Genomic DNA, 15,434 nt, shown 5'->3' with positions numbered 1-15,434 from the left:
CTCATCATGCTGCGCCGAACACGACGTCCAGCCTGGCGAGCGGCGCCCCCAGGTCGAAGCCGCGTCCGGCAAGCCACTCGTCGTTGAAGATTGTGGACCGATAGCGTTCGCCGGAATCGCACAGCAGCGTCACGATCGAGCCCTGCCTGCCGTCCGCAATCATCTCCTCGATGATCTGGAGGCACGCCCACACATTCGTGCCGGTCGAGCCGCCGCAGGCGCGGCCGAGCAGCCCGCTCGTCATGCGCGCGGCTGCGACGGAGGCCGCGTCCGGAACGGCGATCATCCGGTCCACGAGCTCCGGCAGGAAGGACGGCTCGACCCGCGCCCGACCGATCCCCTCGATCACGCTGTCGCAGGCCTCGACCCTGTGGACCGAGCGCTCTGCGTAGTGCCGGTGAAAGACCGAGCTTTCGGGATCGGCGACGCACAGCGAGGTCGGATATTTCCTGTAGCGGATATATCGCCCGAGCGTCGCCGACGTGCCGCCGGTGCCGGCGCCGCACACGATCCAGTCGGGCGTCGGACGGTCTTCCAGCGAGAGCTGCGCGAAGATCGACTCCGCGATGTTGTTGTTGCCGCGCCAGTCCGTCGCCCGCTCGGCATAGGTGAACTGGTCCATGAAATGGCCGCCGATCTCCCGCGCCAGCCGTTCGGCTTCGCCGGAGACGTCGCCGCGATCGACGAGATGGGCCTCGCCGCCATGGAACGCGATGGCGGCGATTTTCTCGCGCGAGGTCGTGCGCGGCATCACGGCGATGAAGCGCAGGCCCAGCAGCCTGGCGAAATAGGCTTCCGAGATCGCCGTCGAGCCGCTCGACGATTCCACGATCGTCGTCTCCGGCCCGATCCAGCCATTGCACAACGCATAAAGGAACAACGAGCGGGCCAGCCGGTGCTTGAGGCTGCCGGTCGGGTGGCTGGACTCGTCCTTGAGGTAGAGGTCGATCCCCGGCGCTCGCGGCAGCTCCAGCCGGATAAGATGCGTGTCGGCCGAACGGTTGATGTCCGTCTCGATGCGGGCGATCGCCTGCGAGACCCAGGCGCGGCGCGTGAGGTCGGCGCCGTGCGCCACGGACAGTGGCTCGCGAAGCGCCAGCATCACGCGTTCCTCAGCTCGGCTTCGGCGCGGGCGCGTAAGCCCGCCCGGTCGATCTTGTTGGTGGAGGCGAGCAGCATCTGGTCGAGAAACCAGACGCGGCGGGGATGCGCGTAAGCCGGGGCGTTCTCGAGCACGAAGGTCTTCAGCGCCTGCTCGTCGACCGTGGAGCCCGGCCGACGCACCACGAAAGCCACGGGCTTCTGGCCCTTGATCTCGTCGTCGACCGGCACGACGCTCGCCTGCAGCACGTCGGGATGGGTTTCGAGAACGGCCTCGACCTCGCCCGGAAAGATGTTCTCGCCGCCGGAGACGAACATGTCGTCGACGCGGCCGACGAAGAAGTAGAAGCCGTCCTCGTCGCGCCGGAACACGTCGCCGGTGTCGTAAAACCCGTCTTCAGTGATCGGCGAGCGCACGTCCGGCCGGTTGTGGTAGCCGAGCATGATCGCGGGGCTCTTCATCTGCAGCACGCCGGTCTCGGGCGCAGTCCCACCGACGAGCCGCACCACGACGTCGGGATGCGGACGGCCGACCGAGCCGCTCGGCGCGCCTCCCTTGTCCGAAAATACGACCGGACCGCCCTCGGTAGTCCCGTAGGCGTTGATGATGCGCGCGTTTGGCAGCAGGGCGCGGATCTGGCCCGCCAGCGCGTCGTTGACCGGCGCGGAACCCATGCGGACCACACGGACGCTCGCGAGATCCGCTTGGCTCAGCGCCTCCTTCTCGCGCAGCATCATTGCGATCATCGGCGGCACGGCGGTCGCCCACGTGCAGCGCAGCCGGTCGATCGCTTCGATGTAGGCCTTGGCCTGGAATTGCGGAAGCAGCACGACTGTCGCCCCGCTCGCGCAGGCGAGCAGGACGTTGGCGAGCGCGTTCATGTGGTAGAGCGGCGCCGCCACCAGCAGGCGCTCGCCCGCGAGGTCGTCGTCGGCCATGCGCGTGCGGACGACCCAGAGGTGGGACGCGTGGCTGAGCAGTACGCCCTTCGGCTTGCCCGTGGAGCCGGACGTGTAGAGCGTCAGTCCAGGCTCGTCGGCTGCGGGCGTCACCGGCTCGAACGGTCCCGGATCGAGCCACGACGCCAGCGCCGGGCCGTCGAAATCGACGGCTTCGACGCCTTCCGGGACCTGATCGCGCCGGGCGGCGTCACAGAACACCACGCGCGCGCCGCTGTCCGCCAAGACGTCGGCGATCGTCCGCTTCGGGAACTTGAAATTGACCGGCGCCGGCACGATCCCGGCCCGCATCGCGCCGAGCGCCAGCGCTACGTAGTCGGGCCGGTTGGCGGAAAGAATCGCGACCCGGTCGCCGCGCTTCAGGCCGCGTGCGAGCAGGCCGCGCGCGAAGGCGTCGGCCATCGCGTCGAGCTCCGCGCGCGACAACGTGGTCTCCGCGCCGTCGAAATCGAGACCGATGATCATCGGGACGTCGGGCGCGCCGGTCCGGTTCACGACGTCGCCGAGGTTGAGCGGGTTCGTCATGCGACGCTCCGGCATTCGATGCGCAGTTCAAATGAGGGGATCGTCAGCGTCGCCGCGTCATGTCCCGTCTCCGACCATCGAACATCGGCGGCGAGCGCCTTCGCCCTCCGCGCGAGCTCGTCGAGGCCGCGGAACCGCAGCCCAAGCGCGATGAAGCGCGGACGCTCTGCCGGCTCGACGTCGATCACGAAATCGCCGACGGCGACGCGCCATCCGGCGCCATGAGGCTCAGCGTCGGCGTCGGTCGCCGAGACGTAGCGCGCCGCGTCGATCTCGGGATTGGCGGAGCCGACCGCGATGCGATCGAAGCCGCAGAAGCCGTTCGGGTGTTCGAGCCACTCGTCGCGCCAGACGAATTCGGGCGTCAGGTGCTGGCAGAAATATACCCGGCCCGCAGGGAACAGGCCGTTCGGAACGCGCACGGTGCGGAAGGAGGCGTCGAGCGTCCGGCCGTCGATCTCGACGGGGCGCGAGAACGCCACCGGCTCGGACGGCTGGAGATCGTCGCCCTTCAGCCGTGCGTAGGTCGCGTCGACGTCGGTTGATCTGAACACGAGGCCGTTGAGCCCAAACGGGCTGTCCAGCACCTCCTGGCGCTGCTTGCCCTCCGCCGGAACGCCGACAAGTTCGAGATAGGCGCCCGGCGCCACCATCAGATGATTGATCGAGCCGAGCGAGTGGCGGCCGAGCGGCGTCAGCGTGAAGCCGAGCCCCGCGAAGAGTTCGGCCGCCGCCTCCATGCCGCGGAGGACGTTGACCACGACATGGTCGAGCGGCTCCGCAGGCCCGGTCATTTCGCCGGCGCCGTCATGTAGACGCCGCGGCCGCTCGCGAGCAGCTTGCCGTCCTGGTCGAGGATTTCGGCCTCGGCGACGGAAAGCGTGCCGCCGAACTTCACGACCTTGCCCTTCGCCGTCAGGTCTCCTCCCATGGCGGCGCGGTGATAGTCCACGCGCAGATCGACCGTCGGCACGCCGCGGCCGGTCTTCGAGACCAGGGCCCAGTCGGCGGTGAGATCGACGAGCGTCGCCAGAATGCCGCCGTGGACATAGCCGCGCTCGGCGTTCACCACCCATTCCGGCCGCCACCTCGCCTTCAGCTCGATCTCGCCGTCGCCAACCGAAACGACCTTGAGGCCGAGCCACTGGTGGAACGGGCCGCGAAGCAGCTTCTCCTCGACCTCGGCTGCTGTGAGCGCGGGAGCCTCGCTCACGGCGTCACCACGATCTTGCCCATGACCTCGCGGTCGCGGATCATCCGCAGGCCTTCGGCCGCTTCCTCGAGCGGGAGCTCCTTGTCGACCACGGGCTTCAGCGCGCCTTCCTGGATCATGTCCATCAGGGCCGAAAGGTCGTCGTCGTAGAAGCTGTTCGAGCCGATGATCTTGAGCTCGAAGCTCCAGATGTAGCGAAGGTCCTCCTTGGGATCGTGTCCGGCGGTCGCGCCGCAGGTCAGGATCGAGCCGCCGCGCTTCACGCATTTCAGCGAGGGCGCCCAGGTGTCGCCGCCGGTGAAGTTGATGACGACGTCGACGCCGCCCTCATAAGTGCGGCGCTGCGGTTTGCCGTATTTCTCGATCGCCCATTTCGAGAAGTCGGTCTCGCGATAGTTCACGACATGGTCGGCGCCGAGCTCCTTCAGCCGCGCCATCTTGTCCTCGCTGCCGGCGCAGGCGATGACCTCGCAGCCCATCTGCTTGGCGAGCATCACGCAGCCGGTGCCGACGCCCCCGCTTGCGCCGAGGATCAGCACCTTGTCGCCGGCCTTCACCGTCTTGTGCGTCACCAGCATGCGGTGCGCCGTTCCATAGGCGACTGGGAGCGATGCCGCGTCCACGAAGCTGACCTTGTCCGGCATGCGGATCAGCTGCCCGGCGGAGACCTTGCAGTATTGCGCCATGCCGCCGTCGAGCATTTCGCCCATCAGGCCCTTGTTCGGGTAGAGCGGGTTCACCAGCACCCGATCGCCGATCGACCAGCCTTCGACGCCGTCGCCGAGCTCGGTGATCTCGCCGGCCATGTCGAGGCCGATGATCACGGGCATTGGCACCTTGATGCCGGGCATGCCCTTCACGGTGAAGACGTCGTGATAGTTGAACGATGAGGCGCCGACGCGGATCACCACGTGGCCGGCATCGGCCGTCGGAACCGGATAGTCGTCCACGACGACGAGATCGGAGACGTCGCCATGCTGCTTGAGCAGCAGGGCTTTCATTGTCGCTGGCATTGGATCGCTTTCTCTCCTTGCGGCGCTTGGGCGCTTGTCGTTCGGCGCGGCGGCAAGCCCGTCACTTGATGGACTTGGAGGCCTCGTAAGGGGCGGTGGGGAGGGCGGAATCCGGAAGATCGCCCTTCACCGCGGAGACGGACTTGAAGACTTCGAACTCGGCCTTCAGCGACGCGACGTCCGCGGGCTCCATCGAGACGGTGTAGATGCCGTCCCACAGCGCCGCGTAGGCCTTGGCGTCGTCCTCCTTCATGTTGGCGGCGTCGATCAGCGCCTTCGCCACGGCGGCCTTGTCGCTCTTGCCGAACTCGAAGCACTTGCGCATCGCCGCGACGACCTTTGCGGCGGCGTCGGGATTGGCCTTTAGCCAGTCGTTGCGCATCAGGCCGACGCCGAGCACGGGCGGCGCGTCGGACTTCGACAGCGTCTTCCACTCCTCGCGGAACGAGCCGATCTTACGGAGCTTCACGTCCTTGACGAGCGCCAGCGTGACCGTGCGAAGGGCTGCGGCGTCGATATCCTTCTGGACGAGGAACTGCGCGAGCCGGGGGTCGTTGCCCGGCACCAGCGTGTAGTCGCTGGAGGCGAAGCCGTAATTCTTCTCGAAGACCGCGGAGGCGATGGCGGCCGTCGCGCTGCCGGCGGGCGAGCCGCCGATCTTCTTGCCCTTGAGGTCGGCCATCGACTTAATCGGGGAGTCGTCCGGCACGACGAAGTCGAGTTCCGCCACCTGGGTCGCAAGCACGATCGACATCGGCAGCCCGTCGGCGGCGACGCTCATCGCGGCCGCCGCCGGCGCGCCCAGCGCAAAGTCGATGCCGCCGGCGGCCATCGCCTTGGTCGGCGCGTTGACGTCCGGGAACTTGACGTACTCGACCTCCAGCCCTTCCTTCTCCATGAACTTGCCGGATTCGAGCACCGCGCCGAAGCCGAGGCTGACGCCCGAGCTCCAGTAGCCGATGCGGACCTTTTCCGCCTGGGCGGGAGCGGCCGCCCCGAGCATGGCCGCGAACGCTGCGGCGACGATTGCGATGCGTTTCACGTGAGCTGCTCCGATCGAGGGGTCAGGATGGAAGGAGTCATTGGTCGCCGGCGCGCTTCTTCCAGGAGAAGAGGCGGTTCTCGATGGGCTTCAGGATGAGCGCCTCAAGCGCGATCATCAGCGCGACGAGGGTCAGGGTCCAGGCGAAGACCTGATCGGTCTGAACGAGGTCGGCCGCCTGTCTGAGCCGGTAGCCGATGCCGCTCGAGGCGCCGAGCGTCTCGGCGACGAGGCTGACGCGCGCGCCGAAGCCGAAGGCGAGCCTGGCGGCGGAGAAGAACGGCGGCAGGATGGTCGGCAGGTAGATCTTCTGCATCACCTGCAGACGCGACATCCGGAATGTCTGCGCGAGCTCGATGAAGTCGACGTTCACGCTGCGCGTGCCCTGCCAGACATTGGTCAGGATCAGCGGCATCGCCGTCATGAACACCACGAAGATCGTCGTCCAGTTCGACAGGCCGAACCAGATCAGCGCGAAGATCGCCCAGATGGTGGAGGACACCGTGTTGATGATGGTCAGCACCGGCTCGAAGAACTCGCCGAGCTTCTCGTTGGCGCCGAGCAGGAGTCCGAAAAGCACGCCGATCACCGCCGCGAAGGCGAAACCGGTGAAAACCCGGGAGAAGGTGATCCCGAAGTCCTTCCAGAAGTTCGCGGTGACGACGAGGCCGGACCACGCCTCCCAGACGCGCTTCGGGCTCGGCAGCACGAAAGCCGGCGCGTTGAGCGAGGCGACCTGCCAGACGATGAGCAGGAGGACGATCAGGGCGAGGCGCTGCGCGATCAGCCTCAACCGACGCTCGCGGGCGAGGTGGGTCGGCGTGCGGGTCTCCGCGCGTTCCTGCGCGAGCGGCGTGGGCGGCGCGACCGGCATCTCTAGAGACTCCGCCTGAGCGCGCGCGCCTGCTCGTTCACCTCAGGGGCGGACGGGTCGCGGGGATAGGGAAGATCTATGGTCCGGGTTTCGCGGACTCGGCCGGGGCGCGGGTTCAGCAGCACCACCTTGTTCGCCAGAACCACCGCCTCCTCCGGATCGTGGGTGACGAAGATGACGGTCATCGCCATCAGGCTCGCGATCCGCAGCACCTCGGCGTGCATCTGGGCGCGGATCGTGGGATCGAGCTTCGAGAACGGTTCGTCCATCAGCAGAAGCGTCGGGCGCGTCACAAGGCTGCGGGCGAGCGCGACGCGGCTGCGCATGCCGCCGGACAGCTCGTGCGGGTAGAGGTCGGCGAAGTCGGACAGCCCGACCAGCGCCAGCGTCTCGGCGACCCGCTGCTTGCGCTCGGCGCGCGAGACATGGGCCGCCTCGAGCCCGAAGGCGACGTTCGCCGCGGCGGTCCGCCATGGCAGCAGCCGGTCGTCCTGGAACATGTAGGTCATCGACCGCCAGTCCGTGAACTCGCTCGATTTGACGCCGTTCAGGAGCACGCAGCCGCGGTCCGGCTTGACCAAGCCGGCGATGATGTTGAGCAAGGTGGACTTGCCCGAGCCCGATTCCCCGACGATCGCCACGATCGTCTTCTCGGGCACGTCGAGTTCGATGTTCTGCAGAACATGCAGGCTCTCGCCGTCGCGCCGCGGAAACCACTTGCTGACGTTCTGGACCCGGACGGTCGCCATCGCTCAGCGATCTTCCAGCGCACGCGGCGCGTCGCCGATCGGCGCCAAAAGAGCGGTTTCCCTCAGACTCGCCAGGACCTTTTCCATCGTCATCATGCGGAACGTCTCCACGTGGCGGCGCGCGACCGTCTCCGCGGCGTCAGCGTCGCCGGCCACGAGGTGCTCGATTAGCAAGGCGTGATCGTCTTCGATGTTCGGGCGCACCCGCTGCACGCCGAAGCCGAGCGCCACCAACCGCGTCATCTCGTCGAGCAGTCCTGAAAGCGTTCGGCAGAGACGCTCGTTCCCGGAGGCGGCGGCGATCGCCATGTGGAAACCGCGGTTGGCTTCCAGGAAGAAGTCGATCTGGTTGCCGACGTCGCCCGGCATCTGCCCGCGGCAGGCGCGCTCCAGCCGCTCGAGCTGTGCGCGATTGACCTTTCCGGCGGCGAGCCGCGCCGCGAACGGCTCCAGCACAACGCGCAGCGTGAAGACCTCGTCCACGTCCTTCACGGTGACGGGCGCCACGCGATAGCCGTGGCGCGGAATGGATGCGACGAGGCCCGCCTGCACCAGCCGCTGAAGCGCGATCCGGAGGCTTGCCTTGCCCAGCGAGAAGCGATGCATCAACTCCGGCTCGGTGAAGCGCGCGCCGGGAAGGATCCGGCACGCGACGATCTCGCGACGGATCAGCTCGTAGGCTTGGTTGCCTCGAAGAGTGGCCTCCGGCATGCCCACTTCAGCCATTCGCTGGAAGTCCCGGTTCGAAAACGTTCGCCCAAAAGATAATCACGCATCAACTGTAGGCAGCCTACGAGATGGATCTGATATGCTCAAGGCCTAATTGCCCTGGAATCCGCGACATCATCGCCGGCTGAGCGCCACGATGAGATAGCCCCCTCCAATCAGAGAGGCGAAAAGCCCGAGCGGCAGCTGGTAGGGAAACACGATCGTCCGGGCGAGTAGATCAGCGGTCGTCATCAGCGCCGCGCCCGCGAGCATGGAGCCGGCGAGGTGCGCTCCCGGCCGCGAGAGACCGGCCGCGCGAACCGCGTGCGGCGCGACGAGGCCGACGAAGCTCAGCGGGCCTGCGATCAACGCCGCCGCCCCCGTCAGCAATGCCGCCGCCACCGTCAGCGCTAGGCGAGCGGCGGGGACGTCGATCCCAAGCGATCGCGCCGGGGCAAGGCCGAGCGGCAAGGTCTCCAGCCAACGCAGCATTAGCGCCAGCGGTGATGCGAACAGGACGGCGGCAATGCAGGCCGCGATCGCGTGCTCGGGGCCGACGGCGTCGGTCGCGCCGGCGATCCAGCCGAGGATCGCGAACGCGTCGCGCGAGCCGGTCGCGATCACGGCGTTCAGAGCTGCGAGGCACAACGCCGAAATCCCCGCGCCCGCCAGCAGCATGCGCTCCGGACCAAGCCGTCCGCCGCCCGCCAGAAGAAGGATGACCGCGACTGTCGCCAGGGCGCCGAGCGCCGCGCCCGCCATCTGGAGGGGCAGCGAAGCCGCGCCGGTCAGCAGCAGCACCGCCGCGAGCCCCACGCCCGCGCCCGCGCCGACGCCGAGCACTTCCGGCCCGGCCAGGGGATTGCCGGTCATGCGCTGGAGGACGACGCCGGCCGCCGCGAGCATCGCGCCAGCGGCGCCGGCGGCGGTCACGCGCGGCCAGCGGAAGGGCAGGAGTTCGCTAAAGGCGCCGTCCGTCGCGACGCTCCATCCGTCCATGTCCCGGCCGAGCACGAGAGCCGTCACGATCGCGACGAGAGCGCAGGCGGCAAGAAGCCCGAGCGTCACGCGCGGGTTTCGTCGGGAGGGCGGGCGGACGGCTGTCGGGCGGTCGGCGAGCGCAAGGCGGGGCAGCAGCCAGAGCAGCAAGGGCGCGCCGAGAAACGCGGTTGCGGCGCCCGTCGGAATGGACTCGCCCGAACCGACGAGTTGCACGACGGCGTCCGTCAGCCACAGCAGGATCGCGCCGACCGCGGGAGCCGCGGCCAACAACTGCCGGGGCGCACGGGCGCCGGAAGCGCGCGCGAGCGTCGGGGCCGCGAGCCCTACAAAGGCGATCAGCCCGATTTCGGCCGCGACCGTCGTCGCCAGCAGCACGCCGATCGTGAGCGCGGCGATGCGGATCACGGGGGCGGGGGCGCCAAGGCTTCGCGCGCTGTCTTCGCCGGCGGTGAGCGTCGCGAGCGGCCGGCTCATGACGGCCGCGGCCACGAGGCCGACGGCGAGCGCCGCGCCGATCGCCGCGCTCGGGCGCCAGCCTTCCTGGACGAGCGATCCGCCGCCCCAAATCAACAGCGCGAACAGGTAGTCGCCGCGTGCGAGAATGAGGGCGGCCGAGAGCGAACTCGCGACCATCGCGACGACCATGCCGCAGAGCACCACGGTGACCGGATCGAGCCTGCGCCGCCATGACAGCGCCAAGACAAGCGCCGCCGCGCCGCCGCCGCCGGCGAACGCCGCCGCCTCGCGGCCAAGCGCGCCAAGGGCCGGCGCGAAGCTCGCCGCGAGGCCGAGCGTGAGCTGAGAGCCTGCGAAAACGCCGAGCGTGGAGGGCTCCGCCAGCGGATTGTCGAGCGCGGATTGCAGCAGGGCGCCGGCCAGACCAAGCGCAGCGCCGGCGAGCAGCGCGATCACGATGCGCGGCGCGGCGCTATAGACGAGCAGCGCGTGATCGACGGAACCCGCGCCCGCACCGAGGCGCGGGAGGATTTCCTGAAGCGACACCGCGGCGGCGAGACCCGCTAAGCCGAGCCAGACGAGCCATGCCGCGACCGTCGCGCGTCTCGCGTGGTCAGGCATGGGCGAGCGGGCCGAGCGCGCCTGTGAGGAGCCGCGCGAAGCGCCGGGCTGCGCGAAGCGCGCCGTAGGGGTTTACGGGCTCCATCTCCACGAAGCGGCCTTCGGCGATCGACGGCATGGCGCGCCACAGCGGGCTCGCGCGCATCTCGGCAAGCGCGGAAGGAGGCGTCGGTCCAACATTGACCACGATCGCGTCGGTCATGCCGGCGAGCGTCTCGACGCCGACCGTCGGATACGCGCCGAAGGCCGTGGGCTCGATCCAGGCGCAGGCGAGCCCCAGCCGTCCCAGCACGTCGCCGAACATGCTGTCGGCGCCGAAGGCGCGGAAGTGACGGGCGTCGCCGAGATTCATGATCAGGACAGAGCGGCCGCCAAGCGCCGACAGCGACCTGCGGCATGCCTCGATTTCCAAAGATGCCTCTTCGATCGCGCGCTCGGCCTCGATCGTCCGGCCGAGACGCATGCCGAGCGCGCGCGTCGCGGCGACCGCAGCGTCGTAAGGCGGCCGCCCAGGTTCGTAGATCGAGAAACTCGCGACCGGAGCGATCCGGGACAGGATGTGCGCGCGGTTCTCGTACCAGGGCGAGATCAGCACGATATCGGGCCGTGCGGCGTGAAGCTGCTCGTAGGCGATCGAGCCGCGGAGGCCGAGGTCGGCGACCGCATCGGGCACGACGGGCTCGATCGCCGCCTTGCGGAACAGCAGCAGTTCGCTCGCTGCGACCGGCGTCACGCCAAGCGCGAGCGTCGTCTCGAGCATCGCCCAGTCGATTGCGGCGATGCGGGAGGGCGCGGCGGCGACCGCCGGCCTCGCCAACGACAAAGCCGCGGCGCCCAAAAGGACGCCGCGGCGGCAGAGGGATACGCGCGGCCGCCGAAGCGGCCGCAGGTCTGTCACCACGTATAGCTCGCTCTGACCAGCGCCTTTCGGCCCTCGCCATAGGAGCACACATTGATGCCCTGGCAACCGGACACGAAGCGCTTGTCGAACAGGTTGGTGACGTTGAGGCTGACCTTGTACTTGTCCCACTCGTAGCGCACGGCGGCGTCGAAGAGCGTGGCGTCCGGCACCTTAACCGTGTTCGGCTGGGTGGCCTCCGATTTGCCGATATACCTGACGCCGGCGCCCCCGCTGACGCCCTTCAAGGGGCCCGTCGTGACGGTGTAGTCGAGAAAGGCCGAGCCGATCACCTCGGGAACTAGAAACGGCTGGTCGCCGACGTTCGCGGCGATGTCATCCTTCAGGATCTTCAGCTGGTAAGCGGTGAAGGCGCCAAGGAACTTCCAGTTTTCGGTCAGGTTCGCCTGCGCCTCGAACTCGACCCCGCGCGAGCGAACCTTCCCGAGCTGCGTCTGCGCCTGGAACGGGCCGACGACGACGTTCTTCTTGGTCAAGTCGAAGATCGCGGCGCTGAACAGTCCGTTGAACCAGGTCGGCGCGTATTTCACTCCCGCCTCGTACTGGATGCCGGTCTCGGGCTTGAACGGCGTGCGTGTCGTGCCGGGGGGTAAAGGCGCGACGTTGCCGACGACGTTGCCGCCGAGCAGCGGGTTGAAGGTGCTCGCGATGCTGACGTAGGGCACTACGCCGTTGTCGAACTCGTAGCCGAGTCCCGCGCGGCCGCTGAAGCGGCCCTTGTTCAGATCGGTGTCCTCGCCGGTGTCCTCGCCTGGAATGGCCTTGTACTTGCCGTCAATCCACACCCGATCGTAGCGCCCATTGAGCGTCCCGATGAAGCCGTTGCCGAATCGGATCTGATCCTGAACGTATACGCCAAGCTGGTTTAGGTTCGAGGCCTCGTCGATGTATCGCCCCCGGAGTGGCTGCGCCGCGCCGTAATCAGGATCGCTCGCGCTGATCGGGGTCGCGGCCAGCGGAAACCGGTTCGAGGACTGCACTTCGTCGATCCGGTAGAACTTGTAATCGACGCCGAACAGCAGCGTGTGGTCTAGGCCGCCGGTTGCGAACTTGCCCACGAGATTGTTGTCGGTCGTGAAGCTGTAGGCTTCGGTGTCGTGATCGAAATTGATGCGCGACAACAGGTTGGTCGCGTCGGGCTGCGGGTTGAAATTGAAGGGCGGCCCCTGATAGCCGAACGCGTAGAGCTGAACCTCGTCGACGTGGCTGTAGGCGAAACGCGCCTTTGAATGCGCGGTCCACATTTCATTGACATCGGTGTTCAGTTCGTAGCCGGCCATCGCCTGCTGACGCTCGAATTTGTCGAGGTCTGGCTCGGAGAAGTTTTCGTCGCGGTCGATCCGACCGAACTGCGTGCTCTTGACCGTGCCGTAATAAGGAAGAAAGTCGCCGCCGCCGTGCTTCTGGTCCATGTGCTGGTAGCTGGCGTAGACGGTCAGATCCGTACCGGCGTCGGGGGAATACGTCGCGGCGCCCTGGATGACCCCGCGGATGCCGTCCTCGTGCTTCGAGTACCCGTCTCCGCCCTCGAGCTTGCCTGTCACGCGATACTTCCAGACCGGCGGAAGCGGATCGCCTTTGGTGACGAGGTCGTTCGGCACGACCTTGTTGATGTCAAAGGCCGCAAAGGCGGTCGGGTAATTGTCAATGCCGACTTCGATCTGGCCAAAGTCGTAATCGAGCGGGCGCTTGCTGACGTAGTTGATGATCCCGCCGACATTGCCGCCGCCGTAGAGCGCCGAAGACGCACCGCGCAACACTTCCACGCGCTCCAGTAGATAGCTGTCGGTATAGAAGTTGCCGAAGGCGTAATTGTATAGCTGCATACCGTCGCGATAGACGCCGGTCTGTGTCGCGTCGAAGCCGCGGATGTAGAACCAGTTGTTGTCGGTGTCTTCGCCGAAGGGCTGCGCGAAGACGCCCGCCGAATAACGCACTGCCTCGTCCGGCTTTCGTACGCCCAGATCGTCGATCTGCTCGCGGCCGATGACGCCGATCGACTGCGGGATCAGCTTAATCGGCGTATTGGTCTTCGATCCCGTCGTTGTCGCCGTCGGAACGTAGCCCTGGACCGGCGCGGTTCCCGAGCCCTTGCCCCCCGCCGCGTCGCTCCGGCCCTCGCCCTGCACATTAATTTGATCGAGAGCCGTCGCATCGCCTGATTGTTGCGCTGCGACATTCTGTACATGCGAGATGGCGGCTAACGCAACGCCGGCCAGCAAGGCTGCATTCAGCTTTGAACGGTAGATCACCTGAGTCCCCGACGGCTAGAAATCTCGTAAAGCGCCCAAGCGAAGTCCTCAGTTTAGAATTTATATAATCTAAACTGAGAAGTGCAGACTTGACCGCCCCGGTTCGGCCACTAAGAGTTCGATCCTCTGCTGTCGTCTTGAACGTTTTTGGCTTTGCAATACTTCCGCGTCCAATTGCGTCATAAACACACCACACGCGTCCATCGCGTCGCTGCGAGGTCGGCGGGATGAGCGCTTTTCGACCTCGGATGATGTCGACCCGGCAGGGGATCTCGGTCGTCGGGGCGCCGCAATTGCACGCGTCCGAGAGCGGATTGGTCGAAGTCTGGCGGGCGCGCTGCGAAGCCGGGGCGATCGGCGACTACGTCTCGCTCGATCCCCGCATCTTCATCGTGCTGGAGCCGCTGGAGGCTGCGATCACGCTCGACAGCGGGGAAATCGGAGGCCGCGTAGGCTCAAGTCTCAGGTCGGCGAGCTTCGTTCCGGCGGGCGCGCCGGTTCGCCTTCAGGCCTCCGGCGCGACCGAAGTCCGCCATCTCGACCTGCATTTCGATCCCGGGACCCTCGGGCCGCTGGACGGCCTCAATGAGACGGCGCTTGGCGTTCCCCGGCTCATGTTCGTGGACGAGCGCGTGCATCGGCTGGCGCGGCTGCTCGACGCGGCCTGCACGCGAGAGGCCGCCGAAAGCGGGCTTTACGGCGACGCTCTCGTGGCGGCGCTGGTCTCAGCGGTGTTCGCACGATCGGCGGAAGCGCCCCCCCGCACTGCGCTATCGGATCGGCAGCTCCGTCTCTCCATCGCCTATATCGAGGAGCGCTGCGCCGATTTTATCAGGCTCGGAGACTTGGCGGCTCTCACAGGACTTTCGCCGAGCTATTTCAGTCACGCTTTCAAGGCCGCAACCGGTATGCCGCCGCATCGCTGGCAGCTCAGGGCGCGCGTCCGCCGAGCGAAGCTGATGCTCGCTGCCGCCGATCTGCCCCTGACCGAGATCGCGGCGGCGACGGGCTTCGCCGATCAGCCGCACTTCACGCGGGTGTTCAAGGAAATGACGGGTCGAACGCCTTCCGCCTGGCGAAAGCTCTCACGGTAGCCGCCGGCGTTAGTCCGCGAAGGCGAGAGGCGCGCCGGTGACGGGATGCGGCAGGACGTGCATACCGACGCCGTAGATGGCGCTGAGTTCGTCCCGCGCGACGATGCGTGACGGGGCGCCGCGCGCGATCAGCCGGCCGGTATGGAGCGCCACGATGTCGTCGCAGAACCGCGCGGCCATGTTGACCTCGTGCAGCACGACCACGACGCCGAGCCCACGCGCCTCCGAGAGCCGCCGCACCAGCGCGAGAACGTCGATCTGATGGGCGACGTCGAGAGCGGAGATCGGCTCGTCGAGCAGCAGCCAACGCGCCTGCTGCGCGACCAGCATCGCGAGCCAGACGCGCTGGCGCTCGCCGCCGGAGAGTTCGTCCACCATGCGGTCGGCGAAGATTTCGACGTCGGCGAGTTCCATGGCCTCCTCCACGGCGGCCGCGTCAGCAGCGCCGAAGCGGCCGAGCGCGCCATGCCAGGGATATCGGCCGAGCGCGACCAGCTCCTTGACCTTCATGCCGGTCGCGGCGGGAGGGTGTTGGGGGAGGTAGGCGACTTCGCGCGCGAAGTGGCGGGAGCCCCAACTCTCGATCGGCCGCCCGCCATAGCGCACCGCTCCGCCCGAGGCGGATTGCTGGCGGGCGAGCAGCTTCAGCAGCGTCGATTTGCCGGAACCGTTATGGCCGATGAGGCCAGTCACCAATCCCGGCGAGAACTCGAGGGTCAGCGGCTGCAGCAGCGTCCGGCCGGCGATTGCGAATGAGGCGTCGGTCAGCGCGAAGGCGGCGTCCGGCGACGGTTCGGCTGGCATGGCTTGTGGTCCTGCGGCGGCCCGCGATCGGCAGCTCTTTAGAATAGCTCAAGATGCTGCGAACGAACGGCTTTCGCCGTTTCGTAACAGTCTTCGACGCG

At 67.4% G+C, this 15,434-nt stretch carries 14 protein-coding genes; 1 reads left to right on the top strand and 13 read right to left on the bottom strand.

From position 1 onward, the window contains the following. Window positions 1-4 precede the first annotated feature (4 nt). The 12 genes from EYR15_RS12950 to EYR15_RS12895 all read right to left on the bottom strand — a co-directional run bounded on the left by EYR15_RS12950 (window position 5) and on the right by EYR15_RS12895 (window position 13,312). Window positions 5-1,102, bottom strand: a complete 1,098-nt coding sequence (locus tag EYR15_RS12950; protein WP_131003969.1) for a PLP-dependent cysteine synthase family protein — start codon at window positions 1,100-1,102, stop codon at window positions 5-7. Further along, a complete protein-coding gene (locus EYR15_RS12945; protein WP_131003968.1) occupies window positions 1,102-2,586 on the bottom strand; it encodes a class I adenylate-forming enzyme family protein in 1,485 nt (494 codons plus the stop codon). The genes EYR15_RS12950 and EYR15_RS12945 overlap by 1 nt, the downstream gene beginning before the upstream one ends. After that, window positions 2,583-3,380 (bottom strand): VOC family protein, encoded by a 798-nt coding sequence (locus EYR15_RS12940; RefSeq protein ID WP_131003967.1) that lies wholly within the window; start codon window positions 3,378-3,380, stop codon window positions 2,583-2,585. Before EYR15_RS12940 ends, EYR15_RS12945 begins: the two co-directional genes overlap by 4 nt. Beyond that, entirely contained in the window at window positions 3,377-3,799 is a 423-nt protein-coding gene (locus tag EYR15_RS12935) for a PaaI family thioesterase (RefSeq protein ID WP_131003966.1), read from the bottom strand. Before EYR15_RS12935 ends, EYR15_RS12940 begins: the two co-directional genes overlap by 4 nt. Beyond that, window positions 3,796-4,812 (bottom strand): zinc-binding dehydrogenase, encoded by a 1,017-nt coding sequence (locus EYR15_RS12930; RefSeq protein WP_131003965.1) that lies wholly within the window; start codon window positions 4,810-4,812, stop codon window positions 3,796-3,798. Before EYR15_RS12930 ends, EYR15_RS12935 begins: the two co-directional genes overlap by 4 nt. A 61-nt stretch (window positions 4,813-4,873) precedes the next feature. Next, complete coding sequence (locus EYR15_RS12925; RefSeq protein ID WP_131003964.1) at window positions 4,874-5,854, bottom strand: ABC transporter substrate-binding protein; 981 nt, start codon at window positions 5,852-5,854, stop codon at window positions 4,874-4,876. A 37-nt stretch (window positions 5,855-5,891) separates the two neighbouring features. Then, window positions 5,892-6,728, bottom strand: coding sequence for an ABC transporter permease (locus EYR15_RS12920; protein WP_131003963.1), 837 nt, complete (start codon window positions 6,726-6,728; stop codon window positions 5,892-5,894). A 2-nt stretch (window positions 6,729-6,730) separates the two neighbouring features. Continuing rightward, window positions 6,731-7,477, bottom strand: coding sequence for an ABC transporter ATP-binding protein (locus tag EYR15_RS12915; RefSeq protein ID WP_131003962.1), 747 nt, complete (start codon window positions 7,475-7,477; stop codon window positions 6,731-6,733). A gap of 3 nt (window positions 7,478-7,480) precedes the next feature. Beyond that, entirely contained in the window at window positions 7,481-8,203 is a 723-nt protein-coding gene (locus tag EYR15_RS12910) for a GntR family transcriptional regulator (protein ID WP_245498305.1), read from the bottom strand. 117 nt (window positions 8,204-8,320) lie between these two features. Then, window positions 8,321-10,264, bottom strand: coding sequence for a Fe(3+)-hydroxamate ABC transporter permease FhuB (gene fhuB, locus EYR15_RS12905; protein ID WP_131003961.1), 1,944 nt, complete (start codon window positions 10,262-10,264; stop codon window positions 8,321-8,323). Further along, the gene (locus EYR15_RS12900; RefSeq protein ID WP_245498304.1) at window positions 10,257-11,081 is read right to left on the bottom strand and encodes an iron-siderophore ABC transporter substrate-binding protein; all 825 of its coding nucleotides are present in this window, start codon (window positions 11,079-11,081) and stop codon (window positions 10,257-10,259) included. Before EYR15_RS12900 ends, fhuB begins: the two co-directional genes overlap by 8 nt. A 77-nt stretch (window positions 11,082-11,158) precedes the next feature. After that, window positions 11,159-13,312, bottom strand: a complete 2,154-nt coding sequence (locus tag EYR15_RS12895) for a TonB-dependent siderophore receptor (RefSeq protein WP_245498303.1) — start codon at window positions 13,310-13,312, stop codon at window positions 11,159-11,161. 350 nt (window positions 13,313-13,662) lie between these two features. On the opposite strand from EYR15_RS12895, the gene EYR15_RS12890 reads away from it, so the two are divergent. Beyond that, window positions 13,663-14,529: a helix-turn-helix domain-containing protein gene (locus EYR15_RS12890; RefSeq protein WP_131003959.1), complete on the top strand. Its 867-nt coding sequence runs from the start codon at window positions 13,663-13,665 to the stop codon at window positions 14,527-14,529. Window positions 14,530-14,538: 9 nt separating this feature from the next. Here EYR15_RS12890 and EYR15_RS12885 read toward each other — a convergent pair whose 3' ends face one another. Beyond that, entirely contained in the window at window positions 14,539-15,333 is a 795-nt protein-coding gene (locus EYR15_RS12885; protein ID WP_131003958.1) for an ATP-binding cassette domain-containing protein, read from the bottom strand. Window positions 15,334-15,434: the final 101 nt, after the last annotated feature.

The sequence above is a fragment of the Hansschlegelia quercus genome (genome assembly GCF_004310425.1).
Taxonomy (GTDB): domain Bacteria; phylum Pseudomonadota; class Alphaproteobacteria; order Rhizobiales; family Methylopilaceae; genus Methylopila; species Methylopila quercus.
The sequence above is the reverse complement of the archived record's forward strand: the minus strand, read 5'-3'. Positions and strand labels throughout refer to the sequence as shown.

Excerpts from the sequence above, each read along its gene's own strand:
- EYR15_RS12945 (WP_131003968.1), bottom strand. The coding sequence starts at position 2,586 with ATGACGAACCCGCTCAACCTCGGCGACGTCGTGAACCGGACCGGCGCG.
- EYR15_RS12930 (WP_131003965.1), bottom strand. The coding sequence starts at position 4,812 with ATGCCAGCGACAATGAAAGCCCTGCTGCTCAAGCAGCATGGCGACGTC.
- EYR15_RS12910 (WP_245498305.1), bottom strand. The coding sequence starts at position 8,203 with ATGGCTGAAGTGGGCATGCCGGAGGCCACTCTTCGAGGCAACCAAGCC.
- EYR15_RS12940 (WP_131003967.1), bottom strand. The coding sequence starts at position 3,380 with ATGACCGGGCCTGCGGAGCCGCTCGACCATGTCGTGGTCAACGTCCTC.
- EYR15_RS12920 (WP_131003963.1), bottom strand. The coding sequence starts at position 6,728 with ATGCCGGTCGCGCCGCCCACGCCGCTCGCGCAGGAACGCGCGGAGACC.
- EYR15_RS12890 (WP_131003959.1), top strand. The coding sequence starts at position 13,663 with ATGAGCGCTTTTCGACCTCGGATGATGTCGACCCGGCAGGGGATCTCG.
- EYR15_RS12885 (WP_131003958.1), bottom strand. The coding sequence starts at position 15,333 with ATGCCAGCCGAACCGTCGCCGGACGCCGCCTTCGCGCTGACCGACGCC.
- fhuB (WP_131003961.1), bottom strand. The coding sequence starts at position 10,264 with ATGCCTGACCACGCGAGACGCGCGACGGTCGCGGCATGGCTCGTCTGG.
- EYR15_RS12915 (WP_131003962.1), bottom strand. The coding sequence starts at position 7,477 with ATGGCGACCGTCCGGGTCCAGAACGTCAGCAAGTGGTTTCCGCGGCGC.
- EYR15_RS12950 (WP_131003969.1), bottom strand. The coding sequence starts at position 1,102 with ATGCTGGCGCTTCGCGAGCCACTGTCCGTGGCGCACGGCGCCGACCTC.